At 66.6% G+C, this 19,184-nt stretch carries 12 protein-coding genes; 6 read left to right on the forward strand and 6 right to left on the reverse strand.

Annotation, left to right across the window (positions count from 1 at the left end; all coding sequences use genetic code 11):
* Positions 1-126 precede the first annotated feature (126 nt).
* A complete protein-coding gene (locus tag GM672_RS14580; RefSeq protein WP_155471260.1) occupies positions 127-2,856 on the forward strand; it encodes a TonB-dependent receptor in 2,730 nt (909 codons plus the stop codon).
* Between the two features lie 119 nt (positions 2,857-2,975).
* Here GM672_RS14580 and GM672_RS14585 read toward each other — a convergent pair whose 3' ends face one another.
* Positions 2,976-3,206, reverse strand: a complete 231-nt coding sequence (locus tag GM672_RS14585) for a hypothetical protein (protein ID WP_155471261.1) — start codon at positions 3,204-3,206, stop codon at positions 2,976-2,978.
* A gap of 131 nt (positions 3,207-3,337) precedes the next feature.
* On the opposite strand from GM672_RS14585, the gene GM672_RS14590 reads away from it, so the two are divergent.
* Positions 3,338-3,721 carry a hypothetical protein gene (locus tag GM672_RS14590; protein ID WP_155471262.1) on the forward strand — a complete coding sequence of 128 codons (384 nt, stop codon included), beginning with the start codon at positions 3,338-3,340 and terminating at the stop codon, positions 3,719-3,721.
* 15 nt (positions 3,722-3,736) lie between these two features.
* Here the strand turns inward: GM672_RS14590 and GM672_RS14595 are convergent, their stop codons facing one another.
* From GM672_RS14595 to GM672_RS14610, 4 genes are all read right to left on the reverse strand, one after another.
* Positions 3,737-3,883: a hypothetical protein gene (locus GM672_RS14595; protein WP_155471263.1), complete on the reverse strand. Its 147-nt coding sequence runs from the start codon at positions 3,881-3,883 to the stop codon at positions 3,737-3,739.
* A 116-nt stretch (positions 3,884-3,999) separates the two neighbouring features.
* Complete coding sequence (locus GM672_RS14600; protein ID WP_155471264.1) at positions 4,000-4,446, reverse strand: hypothetical protein; 447 nt, start codon at positions 4,444-4,446, stop codon at positions 4,000-4,002.
* A gap of 118 nt (positions 4,447-4,564) precedes the next feature.
* Positions 4,565-6,760, reverse strand: a complete 2,196-nt coding sequence (locus GM672_RS14605) for a TonB-dependent siderophore receptor (RefSeq protein WP_229417741.1) — start codon at positions 6,758-6,760, stop codon at positions 4,565-4,567.
* A 133-nt stretch (positions 6,761-6,893) separates the two neighbouring features.
* Complete coding sequence (locus GM672_RS14610) at positions 6,894-8,738, reverse strand: M2 family metallopeptidase (RefSeq protein WP_229427683.1); 1,845 nt, start codon at positions 8,736-8,738, stop codon at positions 6,894-6,896.
* A 181-nt stretch (positions 8,739-8,919) separates the two neighbouring features.
* Between GM672_RS14610 and GM672_RS14615 the strand changes: the two genes are divergently transcribed.
* The 4 genes from GM672_RS14615 to GM672_RS14630 all read left to right on the forward strand — a co-directional run bounded on the left by GM672_RS14615 (position 8,920) and on the right by GM672_RS14630 (position 16,288).
* Complete coding sequence (locus tag GM672_RS14615; protein ID WP_155471266.1) at positions 8,920-11,334, forward strand: glycoside hydrolase family 31 protein; 2,415 nt, start codon at positions 8,920-8,922, stop codon at positions 11,332-11,334.
* Positions 11,335-11,502: 168 nt separating this feature from the next.
* Positions 11,503-12,822, forward strand: coding sequence for an MFS transporter (locus GM672_RS14620; protein WP_155471267.1), 1,320 nt, complete (start codon positions 11,503-11,505; stop codon positions 12,820-12,822).
* A gap of 131 nt (positions 12,823-12,953) precedes the next feature.
* Entirely contained in the window at positions 12,954-14,585 is a 1,632-nt protein-coding gene (locus GM672_RS14625; RefSeq protein WP_155471268.1) for an alpha-D-glucose phosphate-specific phosphoglucomutase, read from the forward strand.
* 23 nt (positions 14,586-14,608) lie between these two features.
* Positions 14,609-16,288 carry an alpha-amylase family glycosyl hydrolase gene (locus tag GM672_RS14630; protein ID WP_155471269.1) on the forward strand — a complete coding sequence of 560 codons (1,680 nt, stop codon included), beginning with the start codon at positions 14,609-14,611 and terminating at the stop codon, positions 16,286-16,288.
* An 88-nt stretch (positions 16,289-16,376) separates the two neighbouring features.
* Here the strand turns inward: GM672_RS14630 and pulA are convergent, their stop codons facing one another.
* Positions 16,377-19,130, reverse strand: coding sequence for a pullulanase-type alpha-1,6-glucosidase (gene pulA, locus GM672_RS14635; RefSeq protein WP_155471270.1), 2,754 nt, complete (start codon positions 19,128-19,130; stop codon positions 16,377-16,379).
* Positions 19,131-19,184: the final 54 nt, after the last annotated feature.

Raw genomic sequence — 19,184 nt, forward strand, 5'->3', positions numbered from 1 at the left:
TAGTACAAAATTCTTGCAGGACGTCTTAAAAACAAGAACGGCCGCAATCCTTGGATTCCCGTGTAGTTGAAATAAGCCCATGCGCGGCTGGTGCGGGAAAAATCGTTTTAAAGTGAGGGGACTTCGATGAAATTTTTCGCGCCTGAGCGCAGCACGCGCACTGCCATGCAACTGAGCCCGGTAGCCGCCGGTTGCGCGCTGTTTGTCACTGCGCTGGCCAACCCGGCCTACGCCCAGCAAGCATCCACCACGTCGGCTACGGAAGCGCCGATGACCAGCGTGACCGTGACCGGCATCCGCCGCGGCATCGAGGACGCCATCTCCGTGAAGAAGGATGCGACGTCGATCGTCGAAGCCATCTCCGCCGAAGACATCGGCAAGCTGCCCGATGCCTCCATCGCCGAATCCATCGCGCGCCTGCCGGGCCTGGCCGCACAACGCGTGGCCGGCCGTGCCCAGGCCATCTCCGTGCGCGGCCTGTCGCCGGACTTCGCCACCACCTTGCTGAACGGCCGCGAACAGGTATCGACGGGCGACAACCGCGGCGTCGAATTCGACCAGTATCCTTCCGAGCTGCTGTCGGGCGTGACCATCTACAAGACGCCCGATGCGTCCCTGGTGGGCCAGGGCCTGTCCGGCACGCTGGACATGCAGACCGTGCGTCCGCTGAACTTCGCCAAGCGTACCGTGTCGATGAACCTGCGCGGCGAGAAGAACTCGCTGGGCAGCCTGGCCAGCACGGACGGCAAGGGCGACCGCTTCTCGGTCAGCTACATCGACCAGTTCCTGAACCGCACCCTGGGCGTGGCGATCGGCTTCGCCCATATGGATTCGCCTGTCGTGGCCTATGAAACGGGCATCTACGAGCCATGGAAAAAGGCCGCGGGCGGCAACGGCATCGCCGCCGGCACCACGCTGACGGAAGGCATCAAGGCCCTTGGCCGCAGCGGCTACAACCGCCGCGACGGCTTGATGGGTGTGATCCAGTACCGTCCGAACAAGCAGTGGACCAGCATGCTGGATGTGTACGCGTCGCGCACCAAGCACGAGGACACGGCCAACCAGTTCGAAGTGAGCCTGACCGGCAACGGCGGCAGCGCGCCGATGTTCGCCACCAACGTCACGACCGACAACGGCGCCCTGGCCAGCGGCACCATCAACAACGCCTACCCGCTGGTACGCGGCATGTACACCAAGCGCCAGGACGATATCCGCGCGCTGGGCTGGAACAATGAACTGCGCATGGACGGCTGGAGCCTGGTGGCCGACGTCAGCTGGTCCAAGGCCAAGCGCGACGAGACCCAGCTGGAAAGCAATACGCAGCTGGGCATTGCCAACGTGGCCGGCAACCTGGACTCGGTCAACCTGGACTTCAACAGCGGCGACTTCTCGCGCCTGGCCCCTGGCAAGAGCTATGCCGATCCGTCGCAGCTGTACGTGCGCGGCACCATCTACGGCTCCGGCTACGGCAAGACCCCTTACGTCGTCGATGAACTGAAGAGCGCCAAGCTGGTTGCCAACATCAACGCCACCGGCGCGCTGGAAAACTGGTTCTCCGGCTTCGACGTCGGCGTCAACCACTCGGACCGTTCGAAGAACAAGGCCCAGCCGGAAGGCGCGATCAACCTGATCAGCGGTCCGTTCACGGTCGACCCGTCGCTGCAGTATGCACCGGTGGGCCTGGGCTTCGCCGGCGTCGGCAACATCCCGGCGTGGAATGTACCTGGTGTCGTGTCGAAGTACATGTCGTTCGCGCCTTCCGCCACCCTGAGCTACCTGACGTCGAAGAACTGGGAAGTGAACGAAAAGGTCACCACCGGCTTCGCCAAGGCCAATATCGACCACGACTTCGGCGCCGTCACGATGCGCGGTAACGTCGGCGTGCAAGTCCAGCACACCAAGCAGTCGTCCGACTCGAAGTACTGGGACAACACGGCACCGGAAGGCCAGCAGGTCAAGCCGGTCCACGACGGCAAGTCCTACAACGACTGGCTGCCAAGCCTGAACCTGGCATTCGGCCTGGACAACGAGCAGACCATCCGCGTCGCCATGGCCAAGCAGATCGCCCGTCCGCGCGTGGACCAGCTGCGCTCCGCACTGGACTTCGGCGTCAGCGACAACACGCTGAAGCCGGGCGCCAGCGGCGGCAACGCCCAGCTGGACCCATGGCGCGCCAAGGCATTCGACCTGTCGTACGAGAAGTACTTCGGCAAGAAGGCCTACCTGGCCGCGGCGTTCTTCTACAAGAAGCTCGATACCTACATCTTCACGCAAACGCAGGTGTACGACTTCTCGAACTACATCCCGGGCACGAAGGCCAATACGCCGTTCGGTGACTACAAGGCGCCATACAACGGCAACGGCGGCAGCATGAAGGGCGTCGAGCTGTCGGGCTCCCTGCCGCTGAACATGCTGACCCCCGTGCTGGACGGCTTCGGCGTCATCGCCAGCGCCACCTACACGGACAGCGCGATCACGATCGAAGATCCGGACGGCAGCATCGGCACCAACATCCCGCTGCCGGGCCTGTCGAAGCGCACGACGAACGTGACGGTGTACTACGAAAAGGGCGGCTTCGAGACGCGCCTGTCGCAGCGCAAGCGCTCCGACTTCGTGGGTGAGATCGGCAACTTCGCCGCCGAACGTTCGCTGCGCTACGTCGTGGGCGAAAGCATCCTGGACCTGCAGGTGGGCTACACCTTCCAGGACGGTCCGATGAAGAACCTGGGCTTCGTGGTACAGGCCAACAACCTGCGCAACGCCGCCTACGAGACCTACAACGGCTCGCGCAACCAGCAGCTGGAATACCAGAAGTACGGCCGTACCGTGCTGGTGGGCGTCAACTACAAGTTCTAAGCTTCCTGCTCCGGCAGAGCGAAAGCCCCGTCCGCGCAAGCGGCGGGGCTTTTTTCATGGTGCGTCGCCAGGCATGGCGGGCAGGGCGCGCATGCTTCAGTGGCGCTCGGTCAGCACCGTCAGTGCGCTCCGGTAGCGGCCAGCGTCGCCTGCGTCGCCAGCAAGGTCGTGCCGGACGCCAGGATGGGCAGTACCTTCGCATACATGTCCGGCGCGATCCGGACCAGGTTGCGGGTGGCCTCGTCCAGCTCCCGCCCGGCCTCGCCGGCATGGCCCGACACGCCCGCGTAGGTCCACCGTGGCGTGCCGCTCGCGGCGGCACGTCCCGATTCTGCCGAAGACGGTCGCACCCCGCGAGGCGCATCCGGCAGAGGCGGGACAAATGCGCTGACCCGGTATCGTCCGGCAACGGCGCGCGTGCGCCCCACGCGACGGTGTACATTGCCTCCTTCGGCGTCAATGCCAGGCAAAAGGAGATCCCATGTTCAGTCTCGACGACTTCGCCAAGCTGCAGTTCCTGCAAGGCCGCTGGAAAGGCATCGCTGCGGACGGCAAGGAGTTCTTTGAAGAGTACCAGCAGCCGGAACCCGGCGTGCTGCAGTCGCACCGCTACCCCGATGCCACGTTCGGCCAGCATTCCGACGGCGCCACGATCCGCTTCAAGGATGGCGACGTGGTGTCGGAATGGGGCGAGTCCTCGTGGCGTGCTGCCGAGATCCATGCCGACGGCGCCACCTTCACGCCCATCAACGCGCCCGGCACCTTCATCTGGCGCAAGGTCGACGATTCGACCCTGGAAGCGATCCAGCGCTGGAACGCCGACGGGCGCGAGCAGGAGCACACAACCCGGCTGACCCGCGTCTAGAACCATGCCCCGGCGTCACGGTGCGTTGGCGGCGGCATGTGGAAAGGCCGCCCTGACGCGGGCAAAGATGTCCTCGTCGTAGCGCTCGACCGGCAGGAACGGCGACGCAGCGCGCCGGATCGTCTGCGGGTGCCGGGCGCGAAAGCACAGCGTGCCGTCCACGCGGAACTGCCACCAGGCGCCCTTGACGATGACGACGCTGTCGTGCCGGTCGGGGAAGGTGGACTTGATGACGCTGTCGTAGCTGGAACCGCAGGCGAAGATGATGACGTCGGGCGTCAGCAGCGCGACTCATGGCACAGCATCGCCGCCGACAGGTCGGCCAGGGCGGCGGAAGAGCCCTTCGCGTTGCGTGAAAAGCCCTTGCCCTGTTCCCAGTCCGTGCGCAGCAGGTTGGTCCACGCCACCGCTTCAGGCGGCCCGTTCGCCAGCTCCCTGGCGGTGCGCGCCAGCATGGGGAGGAAACGGCCACCCCACCGGGGCTTGCGCATCTGGTCCCCGTAACGCCGCAGCAGTGCCTCCAGCGCGCCGTCGGTGGCGTAATAGCGTTGCAGCTTGCCCCACCAGCCATTGGTCTCCTTGCCGACGAACATGACGCGCAGCGGCGCGTGCAGATAGCCGTCCGACACCGCTATCAGCAGCGGTGCGGACAGCCTGGCCAGGTGGGCGTCGCCCAGCCGTGGCCGGACCTCTGCCAGCGCATCCACTAAAAGGCGTTCAGGCATGCCTGCACTGCTTCCCGGTTGCTGCCCGTCATTGCGGTGTCCTCGCGCTGCGTCTCGCTGCGCGCAGCTTGCCGGGGAGCCGGCCGCGCCGCCACCCGGGCGGCCCGGCGCGAGGGGCTTACCAGAGATAGCGCGCCGTCACGGTGGCCGTGCGCCGCTGGCCGTAGAAGCAGTCGCCCCGGGCCAGGCAGGTGGTGACCTGCACCTTGTCGGCCAGGTTCACGACGTTGAGCGCCAGGCGCCAGTCGCCCCTGGTGTACGACAGCATGGCATCAAGCAGGGTTTCGGACGGCGTCTGCAGCGAATCGGTACCGTCCCAGGACGTGCCCAGGTAGCGCAGGCCGGCACCGGCCGTGAAGCCTTCGATGCCGGCGATGGCGAAGTCGCGCGCCAGCCAGGCCGACGCATTGTGCTTCGGCACGCCGGAGATGCGCTTGCCCAGGTCGGCGCCATTGCTGCGCGAGACGCGGGCATCCGTGAAGGTGTAGGCCGCCGTCCAGCTCCACCCGCGCGGCAGCATGCCCGTGCTTTCCAGCTCCACGCCCCGCACCGTCATTTCACCCATCTGCAGGCTGTTCAGGGGATTGGCCGGGTCGGTGGTCTTGCGGTTCGTGTCGCGCAGCTCGTACAGGGCCAGGGCCGACGTGACGCGCCCACCAGGCGGCTGCCATTTCACGCCCGCTTCCCACTGCTTGCCCCGTTGCGGGCGGTACGCTTCGCCGTGCACGTCGACGCCGCCCAGCGGCAGGAACGATTCGGCGTAGCTGACATATGGCGCCCAGCCGCCGTCGGCCAGGTAGACCAGGCCGGCGCGGCGGGTGTTGGCCCGGTCGTCCGTGCGCGCGGCCGGGCGGCCTTCGATATCGTTCTCGGCACGGTCGTGGCGCCAGCCCAGCACGCCTACCCACCGCTCGTCGAACCTGGCCTGCTCCTGCAGGTAGAAGCCCTTCTGGTGCAGCAGCGTCGTGGGCGAGTGGGCCAGCGACGTGGGCACCGTGTAGTTACCGTAGACGGGCGCGTACAGGTCCAGCGGCGCGGCCACGCCCCGGCCCGTGGCCTGGCGGATTTCCGCGCGCTGCACGTCGACGCCGGCCAGCAAGGTGTGCTGCCAGCGGCCGTGGCCGAACTTCGCTTCCAGCCGCGTATCGACGAGCAGGGTATCGAGCTCGTTGGCCTGCTGGATCAGGTCGCGGTTGACGGTGCGGTTGTCCGCATTGAACACGGGCCGGCCCGGGCGACCCGTGGCCGGCACCGCCGTGAAGCTGGTGTAGGCGCTGCGATAGTCCACCTTGCCCTTGGCCTTGCGCGCGTTCTGGCGCAGCTCCAGCAGGTCGTTGAAACGGTGGCGGAACTGGTAGGTGAACGCCGTCTGGTCGGTGTCGTAGGCATCCCAGCCCGGCTCGCCCGTGAAGGTGGACGTGGCGATCCGGCCGTGCTGCGACGGCAGCAGGGTGCCCTGCCACGGGAAGAAGCCGATCAGCGAACCGCTTTCGTCATGCTGGCGCAGCGCCAGCACGGTCAGTTCCGTGTCCGCGCCTGGTGCCCACGTCACCGAGGGCATCAACACCAGGCGGTCGTCCGGCACGTGATCCACCTGGGAGCCGCTGTCGCGGCCGATGGCGACGACGCGGGCGCGCCAGTGGCCTGCATCGTCCAGCACTTCGTTCAGGTCGACGCCGACCTGCTTGCGCTGGTGGCTGCCCACTTGCACCTGCACCTCGCGGCGCTGCCGGGCCAGCGGCTTTTTCGTGACGTAGTTGACCACGCCGCCCACGCTGCCCTGGCCGTACAGGACCGACGACGGCCCCCGCAGTACCTCGACGCGTTCGAGCATGAACGGGTCGGCGCGCGTCGTGTTGTAGCTGCCGAAGTTGTTCTGCAGGCCGTCGATCAGGTAGGAGGGCGTGCCGCCCCGCGAGCTGACGCTGTCGCCGCGGCTGTCGAACGACACCGAGACCAGGCCGGCCGTGTAGTTCAGGGTCTGGCGCAGGGTCTGCGCGCCCTGTTCCAGGAAGCGCTCGTTGCTGACGATGGAAATCGACTGCGGCGTCTCGATCAGCGGCGTGTCGGTCTTGGTGGCCGTGCTGCCCCGTTTCGCCACGGCGCCATCGTCGGCCCGCTGGCCCTCGACCTTGACGACGGCGACGGGCGCCGGCTCAGGCGCGGGCGCTTCGTCCGGCGTGGCACCGGCGGCGCCCTGGGCGCACAGCAGCGCGGCCAGCGCCAGTTGGGAAAGCAGCAGCGATGTGCGGGACGCGCCGGATGCGCGAACGGGGGAGATGCCGGCCATTGCCGGGGTGGAGAACTGCGCCATGAACCCTTCCTGTGATGAGACGGGCTGGCGGCGGCTGGCTGGTCTAAATGAGAATAATTCTCAACTATAGACCTTGGTGGTGGAAAAAACAAGGGCCGCGATGTCGCGGCCCCCGTCGCTCATGCAGGCCCGATCAGCCTTTCTGCTGCGCCGCCAGCTGGCGGTTCTGCTCGTCCAGCCACGTCTTCAGCGGGGCGAAGTATTCCAGCAGCGCGTTGCCGTCGATGCGCTCCTCGCCGCTGATGGCCTTCAGCTCTTCCGGCCAGGGCTTGCTGGTGCCCATCTGCAGCATGGCCTGCAGCTTCTTGCCGGCCTTCTGGTTGCCGTAGATCGAGCACTGGTGCAGCGGCCCCGTGTAGCCGGCCTCGCGGCACAGCGACCGGTGGAACTGGAACTGCAGCAGGTCGGCCAGGAAGTAGCGCGCGTACGGCACGTCGGCCGCCACGTGGTACTTGGCGCCGGCGTCGAAGCCGTTCTGCAGCGCCGGGGCAGGGCGGGACACGCCCATGTACTGTTCGCGCAGCTGCCACCAGGTCTTGTCGTAGTCGGCCGGCTGCGTCTTGCCGGCATAGACGTCCCAGCGCCAGCGGTCCACCGAATAGGCGAACGGCAGGATCGCCACTTTCGACAGGGCGCGCTTGAGCAGCTCGGGGATATCGCCTTTCGGGTCCGGTTCTTCCTTCATCAGGCCGACCTGCTTCAGGTAGCCCGGCGTGATCGACAGGGCCACCGTGTCGCCGATGGCTTCATGGAAGCCGTCGTTGGCGCCCTGGCGGAACAATACCGGCTGCTTCTGGTATTCCAGGAAGTAGTAGATGTGACCCAGCTCGTGGTGGATGACGGTGAAGTCCTCGGCCGTCGGTGTGATGCACATCTTGATGCGCACGTCGTCCTTGCCGTCGATGGGCCAGGCCGACGCGTGGCACACCACTTCGCGGTCGCGCGGCTTGGTCAGCAGCGAGCGTTCCCAGAACGAGGCCGGCAGCTTCTGCATGCCCAGCGACGTGTAGAAGCGCTCGGCATACTCCGTCATTTCCCTGGCCGACGTCTTGCGCTCTTCCAGCACTTTCGTCAGGTCGAAGCCGGCCGTGTCGCCGGCGGGTTTGAGCAGAGGGTAGATATTGTCCCAGGTCTGGCTCCACATATTGCCGAACAGGTGGGCCGGAATCGGGCCCGTGGCCGGCACGACTTCGGGGCCGTAGGCGGCGCGCAGCTTGTAGCGGGTGTAGGTGTGCAGCGAGTCGTACAGCGGCTTGACCTGCTGCCACAGGCGTTCCATCTCGGCGGCGAAGGCATCGGGCGCCATGTCGTACTGCGAGCGCCACAGGGCACCCGTGTCGGCGAAGCCCATTTCGCGCGCGCCCTTATTGGAGAGCTTGACGAAATCGGCGTAGCGGTCCTTGTACGATGGCGCCTGGCTGTGCCAGCCCGCCCAGGCCTGCTGCAGCTTGGCCGGTTCGCGGCTGTTGGCGAGGATTTTTTCCAGTTCGCCCAGGGCCAGGCAGTCCTTGCCGTCGGCAATCGGGCTGCCCTGCGGCGGGCAGTACTTGGCCTTGCCGTAGGCGCCGTTCAGGGCCGCGCGGGCGCCGGCATACTCGGCGCGCTCTTTCGGGTCCGACAGCATCAGGGTCAGTTGCAGCAATTTCAGCTTGCGTGCGTCGTCGTCGGGCAGCTTCAGGCCCTTGTAACGGCGTGCCGCCAGCGCGGCCTGGCCGCCCGCATCGAGCTGCAGCTCGCCGAAGTAGGCGGCGATAGCCTCGGTGTCGTCCGTGATGAAGTTCGACGCCACCCATTCGGCACGGGCGCCGTCGATGCCGAGTTTCTCCAGCTTGCTTTCCGTCTGCGCCAGGAAGCGCTTGGCCTCGGCGGCGGTCGGCTTGCCGGCCGGTTTCGCGGTGACCTGGGCCTGGGCCACGTTGGCGCCCAGCGCCAGCAGCACGGCCAGGGCCAGTGGTCGATAACTTGTGGTTGTCTGCACTTTCTGTCTTCCTTGTTGTGGTTGATGGCCTCGTGGACCAAGCCGCAAGCTTAGCGACGTGGGGTAGGGGCCGTCAACGCGGTTTTGACGGTGGGCGACATGCAAATTCGTCCACGAAGCCACTATATTCCCGCGCCGCTTTCTGTCATGCTGTAGTCCTGTACTTAAACTACACGCCGCCATGACCCTGAAATCGATTGCGTCTCTCGTCCTCCTGACCCTGCTGGCTGCCGCGCCGGCCTTTGCGCAGAACGCCGCGCGCCAGCTGGAAAGCTTCGCCGCCAACGGCAACACGCTGGAGATCGCCGTCAGCGACGGCCGCTACCTGATCAAGCCGTATTCGGCGACGGTGGTGGAAACCACCTTTATCCCGAAGGGCGAGCAATACGACCCCCGATCGCATGCGGTGGTGCTGGCCCCCGTGGACGTGGCGGCCACCGTGAAGGACAGCGCCACGCAGGTCGAACTGGTCACGCCGGGCATTACCGTCACGGTCGACAAGAAGCCGTTTCGCATTGCCTACCGCTACAAGGGCCAGCCGCTGGTGGCCGAAAAGGCCGGCTATGCCAGGAAGGCGGGGCAGGATGGCCTGGAGGCCATCGAGTTCGCGCTGGCCGACGGCGAGGCGCTGTACGGTGCCGGTGCCCGCGCCGTGGGCATGAACCGCCGCGGCAACCGCTTCCAGTTGTATAACAAGGCCGACTACGGCTACGGCAACCGCTCGCAGCTCCTGAACTTCACGATCCCGATGGCGCTGTCGTCGAAGCGCTATGCCATCCACTTCGACAATCCCGGCACCGGCTGGCTCGATTTCGACAGCCGCAAGGACGGTACCCTGCGCTACGAAGTGACGGGCGGGCGCAAGACCTACCAGGTGATTGCGGGCGATGCCTGGGCCGACGTGATGGCAAACTACACCAGCCTGACGGGGCGCCAGCCGCTGCCGCCGCGCTGGGCCTTCGGCAATTTCGCCAGCCGTTTCGGCTACCGCAGCGAGGCCGAGGCGCGCAAAACGGTGGCGAAATTCGCCGCCGAGAAGATCCCGCTGGACGCGATCGTGCTGGACCTGTACTGGTTCGGCAAGGAAGTGAAGGGCACGATGGGCAACCTGGCCTGGGACAAGCGTACCTTCCCCGACCCGCAGGGCATGATGAAGGACTTCGCTCGGCAGGGCGTGAAAACCATCCTGATCACGGAACCGTTCGTGCTGACGACGTCGCAGCGCTGGCAGGAGGCCGTGGCGCAAAAGGCCCTGGCGACACGCGCCGACGGCTCGCCCTATACCTATGATTTCTACTTCGGGAACACCGGCCTGGTCGACCTGACCAGCAGCGCGGGGCGCGACTGGTTCTGGAACATCTACAAGGACCTGGCGCAGCAGGGCGTGGCCGGCTGGTGGGGCGACCTGGGCGAGCCGGAAGTCCATCCTTCGGACCTTCGCCACGCCGGCGGCAGCGCCGACGAAGTGCACAACGTCTACGGCCACGAGTGGGCAAAGCTGATCGCGGACGGCTACCGCAAGGACTTCCCCGGCCAGCGGCCCTTCATCCTGATGCGAGCCGGTTACTCCGGCTCGCAGCGCTTCGGCATGATTCCCTGGTCCGGCGACGTCGGCCGCAGCTGGGGCGGCCTGCAGTCGCAGATGGAGATCGCGCTGCAGATGGGCATGCAGGGCATGGGCTACATGCATTCGGACCTGGGTGGCTTCGCCGGCCCCGTGCTTGACGACGAGCTGTATGCCCGCTGGCTGCAGTACGGCGTGTTCCAGCCCATCTTCCGACCGCATGCGCAGGAAGAGGTGGCGCCGGAGCCGGTCTACCGGGCGCCGCGCGCGAAACAGCTGGCCGCGGAGGCGGTGCGGCTGCGCTACGCGCTGCTGCCCTATAACTACACGACGGCTTTCGACAACAGCCAGACCGGCCTGCCGCTGATGCGCCCCGTGCTGTTCGAGGATTCCGGCAGCGAGTCCAACGTCGACACGGGCGCCATCGCCACCACCTACCTGTGGGGCGACAGCTTCCTGGTGGCTCCCGTGACGGAAGCGGGCGCCACGCGCAAGGAAGTCTACTTCCCCAACAAGGGCGCCGCGTGGTTCGATTTCTTCAGCGGCGAACGGCATCGCGGCGGCATCCTCGAGACGGTCGATGTCGTGGCGGAGCATATTCCCGTGTTCGTGCGCGCCGGGGCCTTCGTGCCGATGACGCAGCCGGTGCAGTCGACCAAGGACTATTCGACGGCACGCATCGACCTGCATTACTGGCACGACGACACGGTCAAGCAGGCCGCGGGCAAGCTGTATGACGACGACGGCACCACCGCCGGTGCGTTCGAGGCGGGCAGGTACGAGCTGGCCCGCTTCGCCAGCCGGTTCGACGCGGGCAGGCTGCGCATCGGCATCGCCACCGAGACGGGCAAGGACTATGCGGCCAAGCCCCGCGCGTACACGCTGCACGTGCATAACGTGGCGGCCAGGCCGCGCGCCGTCACGTTGGACGGCAAGCCGCTGGCCTACCGCTGGGATGGCAAACGGCGCGGGCTGACGGCGCTGCTGCCGGCGAAGACGGCGCTGGCGGCGGAGATCGTCGTCAGCCTGTAGTCGAATGCCAGAAAGTGTGTTGTTTGACTACATCATAGGGTAAAAACCGTGCTCGCAAGGGCGGAAAGCGGCGGATTGCTTGATTGACACGCAGTCCACTGCATGTTATTTTGCTACAAATATAGCTGGCGCTTTGCACAAGCTTTGCACATAATCGGGGACAGGCAGATGCATTCTTCTTCCATCAAACCACGGCTGTCGTTCTGGCAGCTGTGGAACATGAGCTTCGGCTTTTTCGGCATCCAGTTCGGCTTCGCACTGCAGAACGCCAATACCAGCCGCATCTTCTCGACCCTGGGCGCCAGCCCGGACGACCTGCCCCTGTTCTGGCTGGCCGCGCCGGTCACGGGCCTGCTGGTCCAGCCCATCATCGGCTACCTGTCGGACAACACCTGGCATCCGAAATGGGGCCGGCGCCGTCCGTTCTTCTTCCTCGGGGCCCTGCTGGCGTCGATCGCGCTGTTCCTGATGCCCAATTCGACGATGCTGTGGATGGCGGTGGCCGTGCTGTGGATGATGGACGCGGCCATCAACGTGTCGATGGAACCGTTCCGCGCCTTCGTCGGCGACAAGCTCGATCCGTCCCAACAGACGGCCGGGTTTGCGATGCAGACCTTCTTCATCGGCTGCGGCGCCGTCATCGCCTCGCTGCTGCCCACCGTCTTCGCCGACTACCTGGGCGTGAGCAATGTGCCGGTCGACGGCGGCGTGCCGGACACCGTGCGCTACGCCTTCTATGCCGGCGGCGCCGTGTTCTTCATCGCCGTGCTGTGGACCGTGTTCACCACCGACGAACTGCCGCCGGAAGACCTGAAGACCTTCCATGCAGGGCGGGGCAAGGGCCTGGGCCACGCCATCGGCGAAATCGTCGACGGCTTCTTCCACATGCCGACGACGATGGTGCAGCTGGCCCTGGTGCAGTTCTTCACGTGGATCGGCCTGTTCGCCATGTGGATCTACACCACTTCCGCCGTGGCCGACAGCGTGTTCGGGACCACCGATGCGCAGTCCGTCGTGTACCAGGACGCCGCCAACTACGTCGGCATGATGTTCGCCGTCTACAGCGGCGTCTCCGCGTTGTCGGCCTTCATCCTGCCCGTGCTGGCCCGCGCCACCAGCCGCAAGACGGTGCACATGATCTGCCTCGTCATCGGCGGCGCCAGCCTGGCCAGCATCTTCCTGATCGGGGACAAGCAGATGCTGATGGTGCCGATGATCGGCGTCGGCATCGCGTGGGCCAGCATCCTGACGATGCCGTATGCGATCCTGGCCGGCGCGCTGCCGGCTCACCGGATGGGCTACTACATGGGCGTATTCAACTTCTTCGTCGTCATCCCGCAGATCGTCAGCGGCCTGCTGCTGGGCTTTATCACCACCCACTTCCTGGGCGGCCATACCACCAGCACCCTGGCGCTGGGCGGCGCGTCGATGGCGCTGGCCGGCGTGCTGACGATGTTCGTGCGCGACGACGCCAAGGCCGTCGACTGAGCCGCCGCCGCGGTCGCGGTTGAAACCCGGCGGCCCTTGCTCAGCAGCTCATCCGCGCGCCGTCGCGCGCCAGTTCGCGTTACTCTGTTGGCAACATTTAACAGCAGCGTCACCTACAGCGGAGCGAGAACATGGCAATTCAAACGGTAGCAACCACCCCCATCCCCGGCCAGCGGCCGGGGACGTCCGGCCTGCGCAAGAAAGTGGCCGTCTTCCGCCAGCAGCACTACCTGGAAAACTTCGTGCAGAGCGTGTTCGACACCTTGGGCGACCTGGCCGGCAAGACGCTGGTGCTGGGCGGCGACGGCCGCTTCCACAACCGTGCGGCCGTGCACACGATCCTGCGCATGGCCGCGGCCAACAATGTCGCGCGCGTGCTGGTGGGCCGGGGCGGCCTGCTGTCGACACCGGCCGTCTCCTGCGTCATCCGCAAGCACGAGGCACTGGGCGGCATCATCCTGTCGGCCAGCCATAACCCGGGCGGCCCGGACGGCGACTTCGGCATCAAGTACAACATCGCCAACGGCGGCCCCGCACCGGAAGGCGTGACGGACGCGATCTACCAGCGCACCACGACGATCGGCCAGTACCGCATCAGCGACGACCCGGACATCGACATCGACCGCATCGGCCGCGGCTACATGGAGCAGATGCAGATCGAAGTGATCGACCCGGTCGAGGACTATGCCGGCATGATGGAAGAGCTGTTCGACTTCGGCGCCATCCGTGCGCTGTTCGCCGGGGGCTTCCGCATGTGCTTCGACGCGATGAGCGCCATTTCCGGCCCCTACGCGCAGGCGATCCTGGAAGGGCGCCTGGGCGCGCCGGCCGGCACCGTCATCAATGCCGTGCCGCTGGAGGACTTCGGCGGCCACCATCCGGACCCGAACCCCGTCAACGCGGCCCAGCTGATCGAGCTGATGGCCGGCCCCGACGCACCGGACTTCGGCGCCGCCTCCGATGGCGATGCGGACCGCAACATGATCGTCGGACGCGATTTCGCCGTCACGCCGTCGGACAGCCTGGCCATCCTGGCCGCCAACGCCCAGGTGGCGCCCGGCTACCGGGGCGGCATCGCCGGCATCGCCCGCTCGATGCCCACTTCGCGCGCGGCCGACCGCGTGGCCGAGGCGCTGGGCGTGAAGCTGTACGAAACGCCGACCGGCTGGAAGTACTTCGGCAACCTGCTCGATGCCGGCCTGATTACGCTGTGCGGCGAGGAGAGCTACGGCACCGGCTCGAACCATATCCGCGAGAAGGACGGCGTGTGGGCCGTGCTGTTCTGGCTCAACCTGCTGGCCGCCACCGGCAAGGGCGTGCAGGAAATCGTCACGGAACACTGGGCCCGCTTCGGCCGCAATTACTATTCGCGCCACGACTACGAGGCCATCGATGCCCACGCGGCCCAGGTGCTGATGGACGACTTGCGGGTCAAGCTGTCGAACCTGGCCGGCCAGGAACTGAACAACTATACGGTGGACTTCGCCGACGATTTCTCGTACACCGATCCCGTCGACGCTTCGCAGTCGGCCCAGCAGGGCATCCGCATCGTCATGACGGACGGTTCGCGCATCGTCTACCGGCTCTCCGGCACGGGCACGGAAGGCGCCACCTTGCGCATCTACCTGGAGCGCTACGAAGCCGATCCGTCGCAACACAATATCCCCACGCAGCAGGCACTGGCGGCCTTGATCGCCATCGCCGACAGCGTGGCCAGCATCGCCTACAACACGGGCCGGAGCAACCCGACCGTGATCACCTGAAGTCCCATTGAAAGGAAGGTCGCATGAAAAGAGGTCGTTTCGTATCAGGCTCCATTGCATTGTCCCTCATGCTGGCGTTCGGCCACGGCGCGCATGCCGCGCCGAAGGCCGCCAAGGCACCGTTCATGTGGGAGAACGCGACCATCTATTTCGTGCTGACGGACCGTTTCAACAACGGCGACAAGGCGAACGACCTGGCCTACGGCCGCAAGGCGGACGCCGCGCCGCTGCGGGGCTACATGGGCGGCGACCTGAAAGGCCTGACGGCCAAGGTGAAGGAAGGCTACTTCGACAGCCTGGGCGTGAATGCCATCTGGCTCACGCCCCCCGTCGAGCAGATCCACGCCGGTACCGACGAAGGCACGGGCAAGTCCTACGGCTTCCACGGCTACTGGGGCCGCGACTTCACGGCCGTCGATGCCAACCTGGGCACCGAGCAGGATTTTCGTGACTTCGTCGACGCGGCGCACGCGCGCGGCATCCGCGTCGTGCTGGACGTGGTGATGAACCACATCGGCCCCGTCACGCCCGAGGACCCCGTGTGGCCGGCCGACTGGGTGCGGCTCGACCCCGTGTGCACGCACAAGGACACGGCCACCACGGTCGACTGCGCGCTGGTGGCGAACCTGCCGGACGTACGCACCGACAGCAATGCCAACGTGGCGCTGCCGCCGGCACTGGTGGCGAAATGGAAGGCGGAAGGGCGCCATGAGCGCGAGGTGAAGGAGCTGGACGAGTTCTTCTCCCGCACCGGCTACCCTCGTGCGCCCCGTTACTACCTGATGAAGTGGCACGCCGACTGGATACGCAAGTTCGGCGTCGACGGCTTCCGCGGCGACACCGTCAAGCACACCGAAGCGGGCGTGTGGAAGGAACTGCGCACCGTCGCCGACGCGGCCTACGAGGACTACAAGAAGGCCAACCCGGGCAAGGTGCTGGGCGAGAAATTCTTCACCGTCGCCGAGGTGTACAACTACGCCATCGGCCACGGCCGCGAATTCGACATGGGTGCAGGCGCCAAAACGGACTTCTACGCCAACGGCTTCGACAGCCTGATCAACTTCTCGCTGCCGGGCGACGGCAAGGGCGGCTACGAAAGCATATTCGGCAAGTTCGACGCCCTGCTGCACGGCCCCCTGCGCGGCAAGTCGGTGCTGAACTACATGGATTCCCACGACGACGGCAACCCCTTCGACCCGGCCCGCGCGAAACCCTTCGAGACGGCCAACAAGCTGCTGCTGGCGCCGGGTGCCGCACAGATCTACTACGGCGACGAAACGGCACGCCGCCTCGACATCGCCGACGCCACGGGCGATGCCAAGCTGCGTTCATACATGAACTGGGAAGAGCTGGCGCAGAACGCCGCGCGCGACGGCTACCGCATCGCCGACGTGCGCGCCCACTGGAGCAAGCTGGGGCTGTTCCGCCAGTCCCACGTCGCCATCGGCGCCGGCCGCCACGCCAAGCTGGCGGATCAGCCATACACCTTCAGCCGCAGCTACGCCGCCAGGGGCGTCAGCGACAAGGTGGTCGTCGCCCTCGACGTGCCGACGGGGAAACCGGTCGACATCGCCGTCGGCAAGGTCTTCGCCAACGGCACCAGGCTGCGCGACGCCTACGCCGGCGCCACCTACACGGTCGAGAACGGCAAGGTCAAGACCGCCGGCAAGGCCAGCGTCGTCCTCCTCGAAACCCTGCGCTGAAAATGGGGACAGACCCCATTTTTCGGGCAACTTTTGCGCACCGGCTGCGTCCAGCGTTTCATTCGGTGTCAGGCACCGACGTCAGAAACTATTCGACGAAGACGACGGCGGTCCTGGCCGGTACCGTGACGGTGCCGGTGGCGGCGTCGTAGCGCGCTTCCTTTGCGCGCGGGTCGGCGGCGTTGGCGGCGGCTTGCACCGGGTGGAGGCGGTACGGGCGACGGGCGCCGGCCGGTAGCGCGATGCGTTGTGCAACCTTGTCGACATTGAGCAGGTAGAGCACGGACCTGAAGCCGGCGCCGGGGTAGCCCTTGCCGTCGATCTGCGCGGCCACCACCGTCGGTACCTGGTCCGGGCCCGTATTGTGGAAGCGCAGGCGCTGCCTGATGTCGTCGGCCGTGCGCAGCCGGAACAGCGTGCTGCCGGCGCGGATCTTCAGCAGGTCGCGGAAGGTGTCGCGCGCGAAGGCGATGTCGGCGGGCGCGGGCTTCAGGGCGGCATTGGCCAGCAGGGGCCGCAGCAGCGCGTAATCCTTGCCGTTGTCGGCCTGCGGCGGCAGTCCCGTGCCGAAGTAGTTGTCGCGGTAGGTCCAGTCCAGGCGGTTGAACCAGTCGCCCGATTCGAAGCTGTTGCGGTCGAGCGACTTCGAGCGCAGGATGTCGAAGCCGGCGTGGAAGTAGGCCACGCCCTGGCTGAAGGCGTTGACGGCCGCCGCCAGCATCTGCACCCGCGCGCGGTCGGCGGTGGAGGTGGCCAGCGGCAGGCGCAGCACGTTCAGGTCGTACAGCGTCTGGTTGTCGTGGTTCTCGACATAGTTGACCACTTCGCCCGGCGCGCTGGCGTAGCCGGCCGCCTGGCCTGCATAGTCGATTGTCGCCAGGTCGCGCGTTTCGCCTGTCCACGTCTGCAGCTTGTAGCCGCGCACGGTGCCGGCCAGGCCGATCTTGAGCAGGTCGCCCGCTTTCAGCAAGGCTTCCTTCGTGTGCTGCGCGCTGCCGTTCGGATCGTAGAACAGGCCGTTGATATAGCCCTGGCGCGCGAACATGTCGAGACCCGCGTCGCCGGCACCGCCACCGCGCACGGCATCGCGGCCACGGTCGCTGAAGGTGCCGATGCCGCTGCCGTTCAGCGACAGCTGGGAAGCCTGCACGAAGCGTTTGCCGTCGGCCACTTCGCCGAAATTCCACCCCTCGCCGATCAGGTTGACGTGGCGGCCCGCCACGGCATTGACCTTGCGCTGCAGGACTTCCATCGCCGCGCGCGGCTGGTGGCCCATCAGGTCGAAACGGAACGAGTCGATCTTGTAGTGCTGCGTCCACAGCACGGCCGAATCGATCATCAGCTTGCCCATCATGCGGTGCTCGGTGGCCGTGTTGTCGCAGCAGGTCGAGCGCTCGATGGCGCCTTTCGCGTCGAGGCGGTGGTAGTAGCCCGGCACGACGCGGTCCAGCACCGACTTCTCGTTCTGCCCGGCGATATAGGTATGGTTGTAGACGACGTCCATGCCCACGCGCAGGCCGGCGCCGTGCAGCGCCATCACCATCTGGCGAAACTCGACGATGCGGCGCGCGCCGTCGGCCGGGTCGGTACTGTAGCTGCCTTCGGGCGCGCTGTAGTGCCACGGATCGTAGCCCCAGTTGTAGCAATCCGTCAGGCGTACCGCTTCCACCAGCTGCTGCTGCGTGGCGCTGTCCGGCGCCGCCGCGCGCAGGCGCGCCGCATCGGGCACGGCGCAGCCCTGTTCGGGCACGCTGCCGATATCGTAGACGGGCAGCAGGTGCACGTCCGTCAGGCCGGCGCGCGACAGGGCCGCGAGGTGGCGCATGCCATTTGAATTCTTTTCCGTGAAGGCACTGTATTTGCCCCGGTTGGCGGCGCTGACGGTAGTGTCGTCGATGGAAAAATCACGCACGTGCAGCTCGTAGATCGACATGTCGGTCTGCGCCTTCACCTTGACGGGCGGCCGGTCGGCATCCCAGCCGGCCGGCTTCAGGCGCGGCGCGGCCAGGTCGGCGATATAGGCGCGGCGCGAATCGGTGGTAAGGCTGACGGCATACGGGTCCGTGACGAGGTTGCGCACGACACCGGCACCATCGACGAAGACGTCGACCGCGTATTTGTAGTACTTGCCATCGAGGTTGGCGGGCAGTTCGGCCGACCACACGCCCGTGGCGGCATCGAGGCGCATCGGCGCGGCCGCGCTGGCGGGCGCACTGCCGCTGTCATAGGTGCACAGCAGGACATTACGGGCCGTCGGCGCCCACAGCTTGAAGGCCGTCTGCCCGGCGCGGGGCGTGGCGCCCAGGTCCGGCACCGCTTCGGCGCTCGCATACAGCGCATCGAGCGCGCCGGCGACCTGCACCCGCGTCGCGTCGAGCACCTTGCCTTGCGCGTCCTCGTGTACCAGCACCAGCTGGCCCCGGTGCAGCGCCGGCAGGCGGCCGGCGTCGACGGCGGCGACGGCCAGCACGACGCCCTTGCCCATCCAGGCCAGGCCCGGGGCGACAGGGCGATCATCGGCTGCCAGCGGCAGGAAACCTTCGGCACCGGCGACCGCGTTGCCCGGCAGTGCCTTGATGGCGCCGGTGGCGCTGTAGTACAGCCGGAAGGCGCCACCCTGGGCAGCACCGGGCCACAGCAGGGCGGTACCGTCGATCCACGCAGCGCGGGCGTCGAAGGCGGCAGCGGCCGGGTGCAGCACGGCCTGGAAGGCGTCGCCGTCGCAAATGCCGGCGTCGGCCGCCAGTGCGCTGGAAAGTGGTGTGAGGGCGGCTGCCAGGACGGCTGCCGTCGTGAATGCGCCGCGACCGAAATGCGCGCGCCGGGTGATGCGATTGACCATACGTGCCCCCGAAGTGAGTTGGCACGTATGGTAATCCAATTGATGTAGTTTTAC

Source organism: Pseudoduganella buxea (genome assembly GCF_009720835.1).
In the GTDB taxonomy this organism is placed as follows: domain Bacteria; phylum Pseudomonadota; class Gammaproteobacteria; order Burkholderiales; family Burkholderiaceae_D; genus Rugamonas; species Rugamonas buxea.